Origin of the sequence: Nocardioides sp. Leaf285 (genome assembly GCF_001422955.1) — a bacterium.
Classification (GTDB): Bacteria; Actinomycetota; Actinomycetes; order Propionibacteriales; family Nocardioidaceae; genus Nocardioides; species Nocardioides kribbensis.
The window spans coordinates 349,189-365,763 of record NZ_LMNH01000001.1 but is presented as its reverse complement, the minus strand read 5'-3'; the positions used below and the strand labels follow the sequence as shown (position 1 = coordinate 365,763).

At 75.7% G+C, this 16,575-nt stretch carries 15 protein-coding genes; 6 read left to right on the top strand and 9 right to left on the bottom strand.

The genetic code is table 11. The features are described 5' to 3' along the window. The first annotated feature begins 20 nt into the window (after window positions 1–20). Window positions 21–1,130 carry an alkene reductase gene (locus ASF47_RS01750; RefSeq protein ID WP_268778300.1) on the top strand — a complete coding sequence of 370 codons (1,110 nt, stop codon included), beginning with the start codon at window positions 21–23 and terminating at the stop codon, window positions 1,128–1,130. Window positions 1,131–1,245: 115 nt separating this feature from the next. Here ASF47_RS01750 and pruA read toward each other — a convergent pair whose 3' ends face one another. The 3 genes from pruA to ASF47_RS01735 form a co-directional block, all read right to left on the bottom strand. After that, entirely contained in the window at window positions 1,246–2,874 is a 1,629-nt protein-coding gene (gene pruA, locus ASF47_RS01745) for an L-glutamate gamma-semialdehyde dehydrogenase (protein WP_056862296.1), read from the bottom strand. Window positions 2,875–2,936: 62 nt separating this feature from the next. Then, window positions 2,937–3,353: a DUF6912 family protein gene (locus ASF47_RS01740; protein ID WP_056862295.1), complete on the bottom strand. Its 417-nt coding sequence runs from the start codon at window positions 3,351–3,353 to the stop codon at window positions 2,937–2,939. Beyond that, complete coding sequence (locus tag ASF47_RS01735; protein WP_082499898.1) at window positions 3,350–4,912, bottom strand: WS/DGAT/MGAT family O-acyltransferase; 1,563 nt, start codon at window positions 4,910–4,912, stop codon at window positions 3,350–3,352. The genes ASF47_RS01740 and ASF47_RS01735 overlap by 4 nt, the downstream gene beginning before the upstream one ends. Before the next feature lie 271 nt (window positions 4,913–5,183). On the opposite strand from ASF47_RS01735, the gene ASF47_RS01730 reads away from it, so the two are divergent. The 3 genes from ASF47_RS01730 to ASF47_RS01720 are packed head-to-tail and all read left to right on the top strand — an operon-like array spanning window position 5,184 to window position 7,866. Continuing rightward, window positions 5,184–5,630: a hypothetical protein gene (locus ASF47_RS01730; RefSeq protein ID WP_056862294.1), complete on the top strand. Its 447-nt coding sequence runs from the start codon at window positions 5,184–5,186 to the stop codon at window positions 5,628–5,630. A gap of 2 nt (window positions 5,631–5,632) precedes the next feature. Then, window positions 5,633–7,030 (top strand): hypothetical protein, encoded by a 1,398-nt coding sequence (locus ASF47_RS01725; protein WP_228943282.1) that lies wholly within the window; start codon window positions 5,633–5,635, stop codon window positions 7,028–7,030. Then, on the top strand, window positions 7,027–7,866 hold the full coding sequence (locus tag ASF47_RS01720; protein WP_056862293.1) for a thioesterase family protein: 840 nt from the start codon (window positions 7,027–7,029) through the stop codon (window positions 7,864–7,866). The genes ASF47_RS01725 and ASF47_RS01720 overlap by 4 nt, the downstream gene beginning before the upstream one ends. A 75-nt stretch (window positions 7,867–7,941) precedes the next feature. On the opposite strand, the gene ASF47_RS01715 is transcribed toward ASF47_RS01720, so the two are convergent. Then, window positions 7,942–9,279, bottom strand: coding sequence for an AAA family ATPase (locus tag ASF47_RS01715; protein ID WP_056862292.1), 1,338 nt, complete (start codon window positions 9,277–9,279; stop codon window positions 7,942–7,944). 3 nt (window positions 9,280–9,282) lie between these two features. Next, window positions 9,283–9,879, bottom strand: a complete 597-nt coding sequence (locus ASF47_RS01710) for a hypothetical protein (RefSeq protein WP_056862291.1) — start codon at window positions 9,877–9,879, stop codon at window positions 9,283–9,285. Between the two features lie 218 nt (window positions 9,880–10,097). Here ASF47_RS01710 and ASF47_RS01705 point away from each other — a divergent pair, with 218 nt between their 5' ends. Continuing rightward, window positions 10,098–10,337, top strand: a complete 240-nt coding sequence (locus ASF47_RS01705) for a helix-turn-helix domain-containing protein (RefSeq protein ID WP_056862290.1) — start codon at window positions 10,098–10,100, stop codon at window positions 10,335–10,337. Between the two features lie 49 nt (window positions 10,338–10,386). Here the strand turns inward: ASF47_RS01705 and ASF47_RS01700 are convergent, their stop codons facing one another. The 3 genes from ASF47_RS01700 to sigE all read right to left on the bottom strand — a co-directional run bounded on the left by ASF47_RS01700 (window position 10,387) and on the right by sigE (window position 13,323). After that, on the bottom strand, window positions 10,387–11,796 hold the full coding sequence (locus ASF47_RS01700) for a S1C family serine protease (protein ID WP_056862289.1): 1,410 nt from the start codon (window positions 11,794–11,796) through the stop codon (window positions 10,387–10,389). A 286-nt stretch (window positions 11,797–12,082) separates the two neighbouring features. Next, window positions 12,083–12,691, bottom strand: a complete 609-nt coding sequence (locus tag ASF47_RS21420; protein WP_056862288.1) for a zf-HC2 domain-containing protein — start codon at window positions 12,689–12,691, stop codon at window positions 12,083–12,085. Further along, window positions 12,688–13,323, bottom strand: coding sequence for an RNA polymerase sigma factor SigE (sigE, locus tag ASF47_RS01690; protein ID WP_056862877.1), 636 nt, complete (start codon window positions 13,321–13,323; stop codon window positions 12,688–12,690). The genes ASF47_RS21420 and sigE overlap by 4 nt, the downstream gene beginning before the upstream one ends. Before the next feature lie 548 nt (window positions 13,324–13,871). Between sigE and ASF47_RS01685 the strand changes: the two genes are divergently transcribed. Beyond that, entirely contained in the window at window positions 13,872–14,513 is a 642-nt protein-coding gene (locus tag ASF47_RS01685; RefSeq protein WP_406603384.1) for an O-methyltransferase, read from the top strand. A 453-nt stretch (window positions 14,514–14,966) separates the two neighbouring features. Here ASF47_RS01685 and ASF47_RS01680 read toward each other — a convergent pair whose 3' ends face one another. Then, window positions 14,967–16,571 carry a leucyl aminopeptidase gene (locus tag ASF47_RS01680; protein WP_056862287.1) on the bottom strand — a complete coding sequence of 535 codons (1,605 nt, stop codon included), beginning with the start codon at window positions 16,569–16,571 and terminating at the stop codon, window positions 14,967–14,969. Window positions 16,572–16,575 lie beyond the last annotated feature (4 nt).

Genomic DNA, 16,575 nt, shown 5'->3' with positions numbered 1-16,575 from the left:
CGTCCGGGGCGTTCGTCCTCGTGACCGACCGCACCCGACGTACAGGAGCTGACACCACCGTGGCCGACCTCTTCGACTCCCTCACCGTGAAGAACTGGGAGCTCCCCAACCGCCTCGTGATGGCGCCGCTCACCCGCAACCGCGCCGAGGGCACCGTGCCCGGTGACCTCAACGTGGAGTACTACGCGCAGCGCGCCTCCGCCGGGCTCATCATCACCGAGGGCAGCCAGCCCAGCGCCCACGGCCAGGGCTACCTCAACACCCCCGGCTTTCACACCGCCGAGCAGCTCGCCGGCTGGAAGCGCGTCGCCGAGGCCGTGCACGCCGGCGGCGGCCGCATCGTCGCCCAGCTCATGCACGCGGGCCGCGTCGCGCACCCCGACAACACCGGCGGTCAGGAGCTGATCGCGCCGAGCGCGATCGCCACCCCCGACGAGATGTTCACCGCCGAGGGCATGAAGCCCTCCCCCACCCCGCGCGCCATCGAGACCGACGAGATCGCCTCGGTCGTGCAAGAGTACGTCGACGCCGCCCGCGGCGCGATCGACGCGGGTCTCGACGGGGTCGAGGTCCACGCCGCCAACGGCTACCTCATCCACCAGTTCCTGGCCCCGGGCTCCAACCACCGCGAGGACGCCTACGGCGGCTCGCCGGAGAACCGTGCCCGCTTCGCCATCGAGGTCACCCGGGCCGTGGCCGCCGAGATCGGCGCCGACAAGGTCGGCATCCGGATCTCGCCGGCCCACAACATCCAGGGCTGCACCGAGACCGACCCCGCCGACGTGGAGGCCACCTACACCGCCCTGGTGCAGGCCATCGCGCCGCTGGGGCTGGCCTACCTGAGCTTCCTCGCCGACCCCGAGCTCGACCTGATCCAGGGCCTGCGCAAGGAGTTCGGTGGCGTGGTCATCGCCAACGACGGCTTCGGCACTGTCACCACCAAGGAGGACGCGCAGCGCATCCTCGACCAGGACCTCGCCGACGCCGTGGCCGTGGGCCGGCTCTTCATCGCCAACCCCGACCTGCCGCGCCGCTGGCAGACCGACGCCCCGCTGAACGAGCCGAACCCCGACACGTTCTACGGCGGCGGCGCCGAGGGCTACACCGACTACCCCGCCCTCGAGGCCTGAGCCTCCGACTCCCCCGCGGGTCGACCCAGGTCCCGCACCAGGGCCCGACGCAGCACGAGGCCCCACCGGTCGTCCGGTGGGGCCTCGTGGCGTCTGCGGGCGTGCGCGCCGGGGCTCAGCCCATGTAGGGGTAGCGGTAGTCGGTCGGCGGCACGAAGGTCTCCTTGATCGAGCGCGGCGAGGTCCAGCGCAGCAGGTTCACCGCGGCGCCGGCCTTGTCGTTGGTGCCGCTGGCGCGCCCGCCGCCGAAGGGCTGCTGGCCCACCACCGCGCCGGTGGGCTTGTCGTTGATGTAGAAGTTGCCGGCCGCGAAGCGCAGCTCCTCGCGAGCCCAGGCGATGGCCGCGCGGTCCTGGGAGATGATCGCGCCGGTGAGGGCGTAGGGGGCGAAGGACTCCATCTGGTGCACGACCGACTCGAAGTCGGCGTCGTCGTAGACGTGCACGACGAGGATGGGGCCGAAGTACTCGGTCGAGAACATCTCGTCGGTGGGGTCGGTCGACTCCACGACCGTGGGACGCACGAACCACCCGGTGGAGTCGTCGGTCTGGCCGCCGGCGATCACCGTGAGGTGCGGGGTCTCCTGGGCGCGGGCGATGGCGGCACGGTGCTTGGCGAAGGCCCGGTCGTCGATGACGGCGCCCATGAAGTGGGAGAAGTCGGTGGGGTCGCCGACGCTGATCGCCTCGACCTCGGCCACCAGGTCGTCCTTGATCCGGTCCCACACCGAGCGGGCGACGTAGGCGCGCGAGGCCGCCGAGCACTTCTGGCCCTGGAACTCGAAGGAGCCGCGGATCAGCGCGGTGCGCAGCACGTCGGGGTCGGCCGAGGGGTGGGCGACCACGAAGTCCTTGCCGCCGGTCTCGCCGACGATGCGGGGGTAGGAGCGGTAGCCCGCGATGTTCTCTCCCACCGTGCGCCACAGGTGCTGGAAGGTGGGGGTCGAGCCGGTGAAGTGGATGCCGGCGAGGTCGCGGTGGGCCAGGGCCACCTCGGAGACCTCCAGGCCGTCGCCGGGGAGCATGTTGATGACGCCCGGCGGCATGCCGGCCTCCTCGAGCAGCTCCATGGTCAGCGACGCCGCCAGCTGCTGGGTCGGCGAGGGCTTCCACAGCACGGTGTTGCCCATCAGCGCCGGCGCGGTCGGCAGGTTGCCGGCGATGGCGGTGAAGTTGAAGGGGGTGATCGCGTAGACGAAGCCCTCGAGGGGGCGGTGGTCGGTGCGGTTCCAGATGCCCGGGGAGTTGGCGATGGGCTGGTCGGTGAGGATCTGCTTGGCGTAGTGCACGTTGAAGCGCCAGAAGTCGATGAGCTCGCAGGCGCTGTCGATCTCGGCCTGGAAGGCGGTCTTCGACTGCCCCAGCACGGTGGCGGCGTTGATGCGCTGGCGCCACGGGCCGGCGAGCAGGTCGGCGGCCTTGAGGATCACCGCGCAGCGCTCGTCGAAGGCCATCGCGCGCCAGGCGGGAGCGGCGTCCTGGGCGGCGGTGATCGCGGCCTCGGCGTCGGCGCGGGTGCTGTTGCGGGTCACGCCCAGCACGTGCTGGTGGTCGTGGGGCTGCACGACGCGGATCTCGGCCCCGCCGCCGGGGCGCGCCTCGCCGCCGATGTGGGCGGGCAGGTCGCGTTGCTCCGACTCCAGCCGCGCGATCTCGGCCTGGAGCGCCTCGCGCTCCGCCGATCCGGGCGCGTAGGTGAGGTTGGGCTCGTTGACGGGTGCCGGCGGGAAGGTGAGGGCGTCCATGGGCGCGACTCTAACGAGGCCGTGCCCCGGGCTCCGAGTCCCGGCCCCCTCCCCCGCGGGGGTCAGAGCAGGTGGGCGATCTCCTGGGTGGCGTACCACGCGAGGTCGTCGTCGTCGGGCGCGTCGTCGACCGGGTCGACGTGGGCCGAGGCGATGGTGCGCCAGGGCACGTCGGCGGCGACGTCGACCAGTGTCGGGTCGTCGCCGGCGACGGGCTCGACCGCGGGCACGTCGACGGCGAGCACCACGCGTCGCGGCCGGTCGGCGGGGGTGAGCAGCGTGCGCGACGTGGCGGCGGCGGCCATGAGGGCGGCGTACTCCCAGCCCTCCTCGTCGCCGTCGGGCCACTCCGCGCGCAGCGCCTCGGTCACCGCGTGGGCGCGCAGCGGGCCCTCGAGGCGGCCGGCGGCGACGAGGGCGGCGAGCGAGGAGGACGTCAGCGGCACGTAGGCACGGACCGCGCCGGCGCGGGGGCTCACTGCTGCTCCCCCGCGGGGCCGTCGGGCGGGCTGGTGGGCGGGCTGGTGGGCGGGGTCGTGCCGCCGGTGGGGCGGCCGCTCGCGGGCCGGGTGACCCTGCGGGTCGACCGGGGGGCCGTCGTGCCGGCGCCGCCGCGACGGCGACCCCGTGGCACCCGCGAGCGGGCGCCGGTCACGGTGTCGAGCAGCTCGTCGAGGGCCTCGGAGAGGCACTGGCCGAGGACCTCGGCGTCGGGGACCTTGTCGCGGTCGGCGGTGATGCCGTAGTAGACGCCGCCGTCGTAGGAGGTCACGCCGAAGGCGAGGGTCTGGCCCGGCGGGAGCGGCGGCACGGGGTAGGTCGCCTGCATGCGGGCGCCCGCGGCGTAGAGCGGCGACTGCGGGCCCGGCACGTTGGTGATCGTGATCTGCGCACCCCGGCGGGTCTCGGCCGCGGCGACGCGGCTGCCAATGGCGTGGAAGGTCGACGGGGCGAAGCCCGCGATCCCGGCCAGCCGGTTGGCGGCGACGCTGCGGCCGGTCTCCTGGTGGGAGAGGAAGGAGTAGCTCAGCTGGTGCAGCCGCACGACGGGACTGGCCTCGCCCAGGGGCAGCTGCACCAGGTGGGGCGCGATCTGGCTGCCGAGGGAGGTCGCCTCGAGCTCGTGGTCGATGACCGAGACCGGCACGACGGCGCGCACCTGGCTCAGCGACCCGAGCGAGGCGCCCCGGGTCATCAGCCACGCCCGCAGGCCGCCGGCGACCGTGGCCAGGATGACGTCGTTGACCGTGCCGCCGTGCACGTCGCGGATGCGGCGGTAGTCGGCGAGCTGGGTGGTCACCGAGACCACGCGCCGCTGCTGGGAGAGCCGGCCGGCCAGCGGGGTCTCCGGGGCCTGGCCCCGCCCGGTCAGCCCGCCGACGACACGGCCGGCGCGCTCGGCCGCACCGGTGGCGGTGCGGGTCAGGGCGCCGGTGCTGCTGCGCAGGGTGTCGACCACCGTCGCGCGGTCGCGCAGGGAGTCACCGAGCGCCTCCGCCACCAGGCCCGGGGTGGAGCGGCGGGGCTCCGGCGCCCAGTCGTCGTGGCCCAGCGACTTCGGCTCCGCGGAGGAGTCGAGCAGCACCTGGGCCAGGTCGACCGTGCCGACGCCGTCGACCAGCGCCTGGTGGGACTTGTAGAGCAGGGCCACCCGACCACCGGAGAGGCCCTCCACGAAGTAGACCTCCCACAGCGGGCGGCTGCGGTCGAGCGGGCGCGACACGATGCGGGCGACCAGCTCGCGCAGCTGGTCGAGCGAGCCGGGGCGGGGCAGCGCGGAGCGGCGTACGTGGTAGCCCAGGTCGAAGCGCTCGTCGTCGACCCACACCGGGTTGGCCAGCCAGCCCGGCACGCTCTGCACGCGCTGGCGGTAGCGCGGGACGAAGGAGATCCGGTCGGCAATGAGCTCCACCAGCCGGTCGTAGTCGAAGCCCGAGTCGCCCGGCTCGAAGATCTCGACCGTCGCGTTGTGCCTCGGGGTGGTCAACGACTCCTCGGTCAGGAACGCGAGGTCCCGCGACCGCAGACGCTCACTCATCGGTGCCTCTCTGTGCTGACGGGGGTCCCTCCACCGGGACGGGGCGGGACCGGGGCCGATCCGGGCCCTCGGTGCCCCCGGCCGGGGGCGGGCTGAGGACCCGCTGAGACCGCGCTGAGGGGCTGCTGAACCCACCGGCCCGGCTCTCCCCGGAGTTGCTCGTCGTGCGATTCTGTCAGAGGCCCGTGCACCACCGGGCCGTCGACCACGGCCGGCCCCCGGCCGACCTCCCCCGGTCCGTCACGTCCCCGTCTGCGAAGGAAACCGCACCATGCGTCTGCTGGCCTCGTCCGCCGCCCTCACCTGCGTCCTGCTGCTCGCCAGCGGCTGCGGGGACGCCGAGACGGTCTCCGACGACACCCCCGGTGCGGCGACGTCGAGCGCGACGACCGGCGCCACCGAGGGCTCGGGCGCCTCGCCCTCCGGCTCCGCCTCGGAGGGCTCCGAGGAGCCGGCCGGCACCGTCGTCCCGATCACCATCGAGGGCGACACCGTCTCTCCCGAGGCCCAGCGCCTGCCCGTCTCCCTCGACGAGACCGTCACCCTCGAGATCACCGCCGACGCCCCGGGCGAGATCCACGTGCACTCCACCCCCGAGCAGGAGCTGGAGTACGACGAGGGCACCACCGACCTCGAGCTCACCTTCGAGCAGCCCGGCGTGGTCGAGGTCGAGTCCCACGACCTCGGGCTGACCATCCTGCAGCTCGAGGTCTCCTGACCGTGGCGGGCCTGACCGGCCTGCACGCCGGCCTCCAGGCGGCCCTCGCCGCCGGGGTCACCGACGACCGGGTCACCCAGGCGCACGGCATCGGCGGCGCCAAGGACCTGCCCATCTCCCCGGAGCTGGCCATCGCCGGCGCCGTGGCGGCGCTGACGGTCTCCTTCACCGTGCTCGCGGTGGCGTGGCGCAGCCCGCGCTACGACGCCGCCACCAGCGGCCGACCGCTGCCGCTGCTCACGCGCGTGGTCGACTCCGTGCCGTGGCGCGTGGCCCTGCGCGTCGCGGGTCTCGCGGTCTTCGGCTGGGGGGCGCTCGCCGCGGTCTTCGGCCGCGACCTGCTGCTCAACCCCTTCTTCGGCATGTTCTACGTGTGGCTGTGGGTGGGGATCGTGCCCGCCTCGGTGCTCCTGGGCCCGGTCTTCAAGGCCATCAGCCCGGCCCGCACGATCAACCTGGCGCTGGCGAAGATCTCCGGCGGCGACCCCGAGGTCGGCCTGCTGCGCTACCCCGAGCGGCTCGGCTACTGGCCGGCGGCGATCGGGCTCTTCGCCTTCGTGTGGCTGGAGCTGGTCTACCCCTACTCCACCGAGCTGGGGCCGGTGCGGCTGTGGGCGGCGGTCTACGTCGCGGCCATGCTCGTCGGCGGGGCGGTCTTCGGCAACGTCTGGTACGAGCGCGCCGACCCCTTCGAGGTCTACTCCAGCCTCGTCGCCAAGCTCTCGGTGTGGGGCCGGCGCGACGGGGTGGTGCTGCTGCGCAGCCCGCTGGCCAACCTCGACTCCCTCGTGCCGCGTCCGGGGCTGGTGGCCGTGGTGGCGGTGCTCTTCGGGTCCACCGCCTTCGACTCCTTCCGCGACTCCCTGCGCTGGGTCTCCTTCCTGCAGAACACCGCGTGGATCGACTCCCGCTCCTGGGCGCCCGACGTGGCCAACAACATCGGCCTGGTCGTCTTCTGCGCCGGGGTCGGGGGCCTCTTCGCCCTCGGCACGATGACCACCGGCGTCGAGGAGGGCCGGTCGCGGCGGGCGCTGCCGATGCTGTTCGCCCACTCGGTGGTCCCGATCATCGTCGGCTACATCATCGCCCACTACCTGTCCTACTGGGTGGAGTACGGCCAGCAGACCCTCATCCAGGCCAGCGACCCGTTGAGCAACGGCTCCGACCTGCTCGGCACCGGCAGCTGGACGCCGAACTACTGGCTCTCCAACCACCCCACGCTGCTGGCCAACACGAAGGTCGCCGCGGTCGTGCTGGGCCACGTGCTGGGCGTGGTCGCCGCCCACGACCGGGCCATCAAGCTGCTGCCGCGACGCCACCAGCTCACCGGGCAGCTGCCGCTGCTCTTCGTCATGGTCGCCTTCACCGCCGGCGGCCTCTACCTCCTCTTCGCGGCGTGAGCCGCGACGTGGAGCGCCCCGACCGGTTCTTCGACCGGCTCGCCGAGGGCCGCTTCCTGCCCACCGACCTCACCGGCGGCGCGTGGTCGACCGCGGAGCAGCACATCAGCCCCTTCGTGGGCCTGCTGGTGCACGAGGTCGAGCGCGACGCCGCCGCCCGGGCCGCCGGCCCCACCGGTGCTGCCGGCGGCGCGCGGGCGATGACGGTGAGCCGGGTGTCGGTCGACATCCTCGGGGTCATCGGGCCCGAGGAGGTGCAGGTCGACGTCGAGGTGCTGCGCCCGGGCCGCACCATCGAGCTGGTCGAGGCCACCCTGCGCAGCGCCGGCCGGGCGGCGGCCCGCGCCCGGGTGTGGCGGCTGGCCACCGGCGACACCTCGGTGGTCGCCGGTGGGGCCGGGGAGCCGCTCCCACCGCCCCACGACCTGCCGACGCGAGCCATGACCGACGTCTGGCCGGGCGGCTACATCGCCGGCCTCGACGTGCGCGCCGCCGGGGAGGTCGAGCCCGGCCGGGGCCGGTCGTGGATCTCCACCACGGCCGCGCTCGTGGCCGGTGAGCCCGCGAGCGCCCTGGCGCGGCTCCTCGGCCTCGTCGACACCGCCAACGGGCTGGCGGTGCGCACCTCGCCGCAGGAGTGGGCCTTCCCCAACCTCGACCTCACCGTGCACCTCGTGCGCGAGCCGCGGGTGGCCGACGGCGACCCGGTGTGGCTGGGCCTCGACACCACGGTGGTCTTCGGCCCCGACGGCGTCGGGCTGACCAGCAGCGTGCTGCACGACCTCCACGGACCCGTGGGCCGCGCGGCGCAGGTGCTCACCCTCCGCCCGCGCTGAGGGTGCTGCGGGCGCTGAGGTCGCTGCGGAGCGCCGCGGCGGCGGACCCACCGGTCGACGGGTCGCGCCCGGGGCTCACCGGGTGCGTCGGCGCGCCCGCGCGCCCCGGCCCGGGCGGGGTGAGGCGTGCTCGCGCGCCACGTCGGGGACGAGCGCGTCGGCGAGCGGCGCCAGGGCGCGCACGAGCGGGGTGTCCCCCGACTCGGTGAGCGTGCGACCCGCGACGAGGGCGCGATCGACCCCGGCCCGGTCGTCGGGCAGGAAGTGCAGGCCCTCCACCCGGCCGAAGCCGGCCACCATCGCCGCGACGTCCTTCTCGCTCCAGCCGAGGGTCGACCGCATCCGGTTGACCACGACGTGGACGGGACGCCCCCCGGTGTGCTCGTGGAGCTCGGCCAGGCCGCGGGCCAGCCGCGAGAGGCCCACGGGGTCGGGCGTGCCCACCACCACGAGGGTGTCGGCCACGTCGACGGCGGCCAGGGTGAGGTGGTTGCGCCCCGGTCGCCCCGACAGCTCCGCACCGAGGTCGCCCTCGAGGCTCGACCCGGTGTCGACCACCACCTGCGCCTGCTCCCTGCCGACCTCCAGCAGGTGCTCCAGGGCGCCGGCCCTCACCTCGGCCCAGCGGTCGGCACGCGGCAGGCCCGTCACCACCGAGAGGTGCGGCCCCAGGGAGCGCTGCACACTGGCGAACCGCTCCTCGACCATGCCCGCCGAGGCCAGTCGCGCCGCGGCGAGCAGGCCCGAGACCTCGTCGAGGATGCCCAGCTGCTGGGCCACCGCCCCTCCCTGGGGGTCGGCGTCGACCAGCACCGTGCGCGCGCCGCGCCCGGCCAGGACCGCCGCGAGACCGGCGGCGATCGTCGTACGACCCGGGGCGCCGGCGGGGCCCCACACCGTGACCACGCGGCCGGGCGCCGACGGGGACGCGGGGGACGCGGCGGGCCGGTCGCGCGCTGAGTCGGGCTCCGGCGGAGCGGGACGCGGCGCGGTGGGGGCCGCGGGGACCGGGTCGCCGCCGCCGGCCGGGCGTGTGGGCGGCGGCGGCTCCTCCGGCGCGGTGACCGCCTCGGGCAGGGAGTCGAGGCGCGTCTCCGGCACGATCGAGGAGATCGCGATGCGCGAGGCCCGCAGCCGGGCCGCCTCCGGGGAGAGCGCGGAGGGCACGACGGCGACCGGCCGCACGCCGTGGCGGCGCAGGTGGTCGACGGCGGCCAGGTCGAGGCCCGGGGAGTCCAGGCCGAGCACGGCGACGTCGGCCTGACCGGCGGCGGCCGAGGCGAGCAGGTCGTCGACGTCGACGCAGCGCTTGAGCACGACCACGCCGGGGCGGGCGTTGAGGTGCTGCAGCGCCGGGGACTCCCACGCCGCCCCGGAGGCGACGACCAGGACGACGGCGGTGCGGTCAGGCACGGGTCAGCCCCCCAGCAGCACGGTCACGACCGGGTCGCCCAGCGAGGCCAGCAGGGCGAAGTACCGGTCGGCCTGCTCGGGGCTCATCGCGAGGTCGAGACGCTGCTGGCCCGAGGCGGCGAAGCCCTCGGAGTCGGCGGCCACGCCCACCACCGAGAGGCCCTCGATGCGGCTCTCCTCGGCGTCGGCCCCTCCCGCCGCGCCCGCGTCGCCCTCCGCGAGCGCGCCGGCACCGTCGAGCACGTAGATGTCGACGACGACGCCGGGCCCGACCCCGCTCGGCACGAGCCCGGGGTCGACCGCGACGGGCACGACGCGCAGGTCGGCCTCCCCGGCCGGACCGGTGGCCCCGCGCGGCAGCAGCTCCCCCGCCCCGATCCCCCGCACCAGGGTCAGGTCGGCCGGCAGCTCCTCGTCGGCGCTCCAGTAGCGCGCGAGGTCGGTGTCGTCGGCGAAGCGCACCCGCTGCGCCTCGAGGTCGCCGGCGTCGATCCGCTCACCCGGGCCGAGGTCGTCGGCGGCCGCCCAGACCGCGACCGTCTCGTCGGCCGCGGCCAGCAGGCGCGCACCGAGCACGACGGAGCCCGCCACGATGGCCACCCCGATCCACAGCCGCGGGTCGCGCCACCCCGGTGACCGCGTGCGCTGCGCGGCGGGCGGCGCGAGGGCCGCCGACGGCTGGGGTGGTGACGGAGTGCTCCCGAGTTTCCTGGCCACGGCGCCATCATGCCCAGCGGCGCCGGAGACAGACATCGTCTCTCCACAGGTCCGGACCACCGCTCGTGCCGTGCGTCGGAGGCAGGTGCGACGATGGGGCCATGGCGTCGCCTCGCTTCCTCACCCTCGCCGACGTGGCCGAGGTGCTCAACACCTCCAGCGCCCAGGTCTACGCGCTGGTGCGCCGCGGCGACCTGCCGGCGATCAAGATCGGCGGCCGCGGCCAGTGGCGCGTGGAGTCGGAGCAGCTGGAGCAGTTCATCGAGCGGATGTACGCCGAGACCCGCACGTTCGTCGACGAGCACCCCTACGTCGAGGCCGCCGAGCGCCCCGAGCCCTAGCGGTGGTGGTGCGTGGCCGGCCGTCGCCAGGCGGCCGACGCCTCCGGGGTCAGCCGACCTCGGAGCGCAGCACGACGTCGACCTGCCGCTCCTCGCCGCCGCGCTGCACGGTGAGCTCGATGGTCTCGCCGGGCTGGTTCGAGCGGATGCTGACGATGAGGGCGATGCCGTCGGTGACGCGCTCGCCGTCGACCGCGGTGACCACGTCGCCCTCCTCCAGGCCGGCCTCGGCCGCGGCGCCGTCGGCCACGACCCGGCTGATCTCGGCACCGTCGCCGCCCTGCCCGCCGGTCTGCACCTCGGCACCGATCACGGGGTAGCTCGCCTCGCCCGTGCGCAGGATCTGGTCGGCGGTGATGCGCACCTGCTCGACGGGGATCGCGAAGCCGACGCCGATGTTGCCCGACTCCCCGCCCAGCCCGCCGCCGGTGGTGGCGATGGCGGAGTTGACGCCGACGACCTGGCCGAGCAGGTTGACCAGCGGCCCGCCGGAGTTGCCGGGGTTGATGGCGGCGTCGGTCTGCACGGCGTTGATGTAGGAGGACTGGTCGGCCGACTGGCCGGTCGTCACGGGGCGCTGCAGGGCGCTGACGATGCCCGCGGTCACGGTGGAGCTGAGGCCCAGCGGGGAGCCGAAGGCCACGACGGTCTCGCCGACGCGGAGCTTGCCGGAGGCGCCGAGCGAGGCGGGCTCGAGCCCGGTGGCCTCCTCGCTGACGAGGACGGCCAGGTCGTAGACGGGGCTGCGGCCGACGACGGTGGCGTCGTAGCGGTTGCCGTCCTGGTCGACGATCTCGATCGGACCGCCGTCGTCGGCGGCGTCGGCCACGACGTGGTTGTTGGTGACGATGTGACCCTGCCGGTCGAGCACGAAGCCCGACCCGGTGGCGCCACCGTCCTGGCCCTCGAACTCCGCGACGATCTGCACCGTGCTCGGCAGCAGGGCGTCGGCGACCGCCGCGACCGTGCCGTCCTCGGCGGCCAGCGGGGCCTCGGTGACCGTGTCGACGCCCGCGAGGCCGTCGGCGACGGTGCCGGGGGTGTCGTCGGAGCGCAGGTTCTCGTAGCCGACGCTGCCGGCCACGCCGCCGAGCACGCCCACCACCAGCGCGAGCACGGCGACCACGGGCCACACCCAGCCGCTCACGCGTCCCTTGGTCGTCGCGTGGCGCGCGTGCGGCTGGCCCGGGTGACCGCCGGGCTGGGCCGGCTGGCCTGCGAAGCCCCCCACGGGGAAGGGCGTGGTGCCGGGCGCGGGGTAGCCGCCCCACGGCTCGCGGTAGGGCGCCGGCTGCTGCTGCGGGGGCACCCAGGAGGGCGGGGTCGACCGGTCGGCGGGAGCCTCGTGGGGCGCCGGCGCCTGCCAGGACCCCGCCGGGTCGTGCGCGGCAGGAGGCAGCGGACCCACCGGCTGCGTGGGCTCGCCGTCGGCCTGGCCGTGCTGGTGCTCGTCGTTCACCGCACCATCATGACCGGTGGCCCGCAACCGCTGCAGGCCCGGAGGGGTGGACCACCTCCGCGGCCGGCCGCGTCGGTGTCCGGCCGGGCGCGGGTCGGCGCCGGTGCCGGTGCGGCTCGGCGCCGGTCGGGGTCGGTCGGGGTCGGTGCGGGCCAGTGCGCGTCGGCGCCGGTCGGGGTCGGTGCGGGTCGGGCCCTGCGGCTCAGCGCCGGTCGGGGTCGGCGCGGGTCGGGCTCGGTGCGGGTCAGCGCCGGTCGGGGTCAGTGCGGGTCGGGCTCGGTGCGGCTCAGCGCCGGTCGGGGTCGGCGGCGGTGGCCACCGACCAGCCCAGGGCGGGTCCGACCACGGGGCCGAGCCCGGCGGAGGCGATCGAGGCCACGGTGGCGGGCGCGGGGTCGGCGGAGCGCGGCGAGGAGGTCGACGGGGACGCGGTGTCGACCGGCCGGTCGATCGAGGCCGCCGGCGGACGCCGGTCGCCGGTGGGCGCCGTGGCCGGCGCGACACCCAGGGCCAGCACCCCGAGCACGGCCGCCCCGAGGGCGCCGCCTCCCAGCGCGACGACGGCCGGGGCGCGACGCGACCGGGCGGGCGGGTGCGACCAGCCGCGCGGGGCGCCACCCGCGACGTGGTCGGCGCCGATGGCGCCCAGCGACGGGGCCGGCCCGGGCCCGGCGTACGGGGGGACGCCGAGGATGGAGCCCTTGAGCGCCGACGGCGCCGAGCCGGCCGGGTCGCCGGACAGTCCCGAGAGCCGGGTCTTGATCCAGCCCTCGCGCTCGACGAGGTCGCGGCAGGAGTGGCAGCTGTGCACGTGGGCCCAGGCGCGCTCCTCCTCCTCGCCCGACAGCTGGCCGTCGAGGAGGGCGCTGACGCGGGGGCCGAGGTGCCCGATCACCGCTGCGCCCCGCCGGAGACCTGCACCGCGACCGGCGGCGCGTCGGCGGCCGGACCGGAGTAGCGCAGGCGGCCGGCCGAGGGGGCGCGGTGGGACAGGGCGGTGCGGAGCATGGCGCGGCCGCGGTGGATGCGGGAGCGCACGGTGCCGAGCTTGGCGTCGAGGATCTGGGCGATCTCGTCGTAGGACAGGCCCTCGACGTCGCAGAGCACGACCGCGGCGCGGAAGTCGGGGGGCAGCGTGGCCAGGGCCCGCTCGATGTCGTCGTCGAACTGCTGGTCGGCGAAGGCCGCGTCGGGAGCCGGGGAGCTGCTGGTGAGCCGGTCGGCCCGCTCGTCGGAGAGGGCGTCGAAGCGGATCCGCTGCTTGCGACGCGCCTGGTCGAGGAAGAGGTTGGTGGTGATGCGGTGCAGCCAGCCCTCGAAGGTGCCGGGGGTGTAGGAGTCCAGCGAGCGGAAGACCCGCACGAAGACCTCCTGGGTGAGGTCCTCGGCGTCGTGGCGGTTGCCGGTGAGACGGTAGGCCAGGCGGTAGACGCGGTCGGAGTGGCGCTCGACCACCTCGTCCCAGCTCGGCACCTCCGGCGGCGTGCCGGACCCGACGACCGTGTCGTCGACCTGTCGAGCCTCCATCGCGGTCCCCTTCGACCTGAGCAGCATCGCGTCCTCCCCCACACCGTAGGGACCCTGTCTGAGGAAACCCTGTGAGCCGGTGCGCTTCGTGCCTCGCCCTGCTCAACGCGCTCGGGGGGCTGGGCGTTCCCGGCGCGGGTTTCACCGGCCGGCTGGCGAAACCCGCACCTGTCGGCCTACGCGTGGGCCGACAGGTGCGGGTCCGGGCCGACAGGTGTGACGGGTGGTGCCGGTGGTGCGGGCGGCGGGGCCGACGGAGCCGGCCGGGGCCTGCGGGTACGGCCGGGCGGCGGACCCGGCCGGTACGGCGGGGCGGGGCCGGCCGGCGGCCGGGCGGCGGTACGGCCGGGCGGCGGTACGGCCGGGCGGCCGGGCGGCGGGTACGGCCGGGTGGCGGGTACGGCCGGGTGGCGGGTACGGCGGGGCGGGCCCTCGCGCGGGGCGTCGCACCACCCGCACCGCAGGCGATAGGTTGGGCACCCCCACCGTGCCGCGCGGGGCACCCGCCCCGCCGGACCGTCCCTCAGGAGGCCGTCATCACCACCCCGATCACCGCAGCGAGCTGGTCCTACGCCGAGGCCCACGTCGCCGAGGACGAGGTGGTCTCCGCCGCGCGCGCCCGCGCCGAGGAGGTCGGCGTGGTCGCCATCAGCCCCGGCGGCGGCGCGGCCCTGCGCTTCCTGGCCTCGGTGCTCGACGCGCGCGCGGTCGTCGAGATCGGCACCGGCACGGGCGTCTCGGGCCTGTGGCTGCTGCGGGGCATGCGCTCCGACGGTGTGCTGACCACCGTCGACATCGAGGCCGAGCACCAGCGCCTGGCGCGCCAGGGCTTCTCCGAGGCCGGCATCCCCAGCCAGCGGGCCCGCACCATCTCCGGCTCCGCCCTCGACGTGCTCCCCCGCCTCACCGACGGCCACTACGACCTCGTCTTCTGCGACGGCGACAAGTCGGAGTACTCCGCCTACCTCGCCGAGGCCCTCCGCCTGCTGCGCCCCGGCGGCGTGGTGGCCTTCGACAACGCCCTGTGGCACGACAAGGTCGCCGATCCCGCCCAGCGCGACTCCGAGACCGTCGCCATCCGCGAGCTGGGCCGCGAGATCGCCGCCCACGAGGGCCTGCTCTCGGTGCTGCTGCCGGTCGGCGACGGCCTGCTGTGCGCCAAGAAGGTCTGGGACCCCGCCGCGGTCTGACCGACCCGTACGCCGCCGGCGCCCGATCGCCCGCGGCCCCGGCCCGCGGGCCGGTCGTGCCCGCGCGCCCACGACCAGCGCGGCCCGCACGCAGCTGCGCCGCCGGTCGCCGCGGGCGGCCGCCCCGAGCGGAGCCGGACGCTCGTGGATCCCGGCCGCGCCGCGAGTCGCCGGGGACGGCCGCTCCGAGCGGACGAGAGCCCCCGCGGATCCCGGTCCACGCCGCCGGCCACCCCGGACGGAACAGAACCCCCACGGATCCCGGCCCACGCCGCGGGCCACCCCGGACGGAACAGAACCCCCACGGATCCCGCCCCCCGCCGCCGGCCACCCCAGACGGAACAGAACCCACGGATCCCGGCCCACGCCGCCGGCCGCCCGAGCGGAGCCGAGCCCCCGCGGATGCCGGCACGCGCCGCCGGTCGCCGGGGGCGTGCAGCCCCCGGGCGGGCATCAGGCCCCGCGCACCCCGGCGAGCGGGTCGTCGCCACCCAGCCAGGCCAGCAGGGTGCGGGCACCGAAGCCGGTGGGGCCGGCGGTCCACTCGTGGAAGTCGGAGGGGGCGTCACCGGCGGAGGCGATGTCGAGGTGGGCCCACGGCACGTCGCCGACGAAGTGCTGGAGGAAGAGCGCGGCGGTGATGGCGCCCGGGCCCCCGCCCGCGTTGTCGGCGTCGGCGACCTTGGAGGCGATCTTCTCCTCGTAGACCTCGGCGAGCGGGAAGCGCCAGAAGGGCTCGCCCGCCGACTCGGCGGCGTCCTCGAGCGCACCGGCGAGGGCGTCGTCGTTGGCGAAGTAGCCGCCCGTGCGCTGCCCGAGCGCGACCTTCATCGCCCCGGTGAGGGTGGCGACGTCGACCATGGCGGCGGGCTCGATCTCGGCGGCGGCGTAGGCGAGGGCGTCGGCCATGACCAGGCGGCCCTCGGCGTCGGTGTTGGTGACCTCGGAGGTGCGTCCGCCCCAGTGACGCAGCACGTCGCCGGGTCGCACGGAGTCGCCGGAGACGGCGTTCTCGGCGGCGGGCACGAGGCCGACCACCCTGACCGGGCAGCCGACGGCGCCGAGCGCGGCCATGGTGGCGATCACGACGGCACCGCCGGTCATGTCGCGCTTCATCGTCGTCATGGCCTCGCCGGGCTTGATCGAGAGGCCACCGGTGTCGAAGGTGATGCCCTTGCCGACGAGCACCACGGTCGGGGTGCGGCGCGTCGCGCCGTCGGGGGTGTAGTCGAGCCGGATCAGCCGCGGCGGCGTGGCCGAGGCCTGACCGACGCCGACGATGCCGCCGAAGCCCTCGGCGACGAGCTCGCGCTCGTCCCAGACGCGTACGGCGAGCCCGGCCTCCTCGGCCGCGGCGACGGCCTGGTCGGCGAGCCAGGCGGGGCTCTTGAGGTTGGAGGGCACGGTGGCCAGCAGCCGGGCGCGCCACCCGGCGCCGCCGACGGCGATGGCGCGGGCGAGCACGTGGGCCTCGGAGTCGGGCAGGTCGGTGAGGACCACCCTCTCGACGGGGCCCTGCGCGGGCGGCTCGGACTTCCAGTGGAAGACGAAGGAGCCCAGCATCAGGCCGACCACGAAGGCCTCGAGGCCCGCGGAGTCGGCGACGGCCGGCACGGAGGTGGCCACGGCCGAGCGACCCTTGGTCGCCCGGGCGAGCGCCGCGCCGGCGCGGCGCAGGTCGGTGGGGCTCTGCTTGCCGGTGCCGACGAGCAGGACCGAGCGGAGCTCGGCGTTGTCGGGGCCCCCCAGCGGCACCGGCAGACGGGTGATCTCCCCTGCCCTGCCGGTGGCCTTCTCGGCCTCCAGCAGGGCGATCAGGTCGACGCCGAGCAGCTCGGAGAGCTCCTCGGCGCCCGGGCCCAGCAGCAGCCGGGGCCCGGGGTCGTCCGCACGGCGCTCGCCGGCGTCGCGGTCGTCCTCGTCGGTCTGCAGGACCGGGAGGGCGACCACGTCGACGCCGAGGATCGCGTGGGGGCCGAGGTCGCTGAGCGCGAACCCCGGCGGGGTGACCTGGGTGGGGAGGGTGTGACCCGCTGTCGGAGCCGTCGTGGGGGGCATCAGC

Excerpts from the sequence above, each read along its gene's own strand:
- ASF47_RS01705 (WP_056862290.1), top strand. The coding sequence starts at position 10,098 with ATGGCGTCGCCTCGCTTCCTCACCCTCGCCGACGTGGCCGAGGTGCTC.
- pruA (WP_056862296.1), bottom strand. The coding sequence starts at position 2,874 with ATGGACGCCCTCACCTTCCCGCCGGCACCCGTCAACGAGCCCAACCTC.
- ASF47_RS01680 (WP_056862287.1), bottom strand. The coding sequence starts at position 16,571 with ATGCCCCCCACGACGGCTCCGACAGCGGGTCACACCCTCCCCACCCAG.
- ASF47_RS01735 (WP_082499898.1), bottom strand. The coding sequence starts at position 4,912 with ATGAGTGAGCGTCTGCGGTCGCGGGACCTCGCGTTCCTGACCGAGGAG.
- ASF47_RS01730 (WP_056862294.1), top strand. The coding sequence starts at position 5,184 with ATGCGTCTGCTGGCCTCGTCCGCCGCCCTCACCTGCGTCCTGCTGCTC.
- sigE (WP_056862877.1), bottom strand. The coding sequence starts at position 13,323 with ATGGAGGCTCGACAGGTCGACGACACGGTCGTCGGGTCCGGCACGCCG.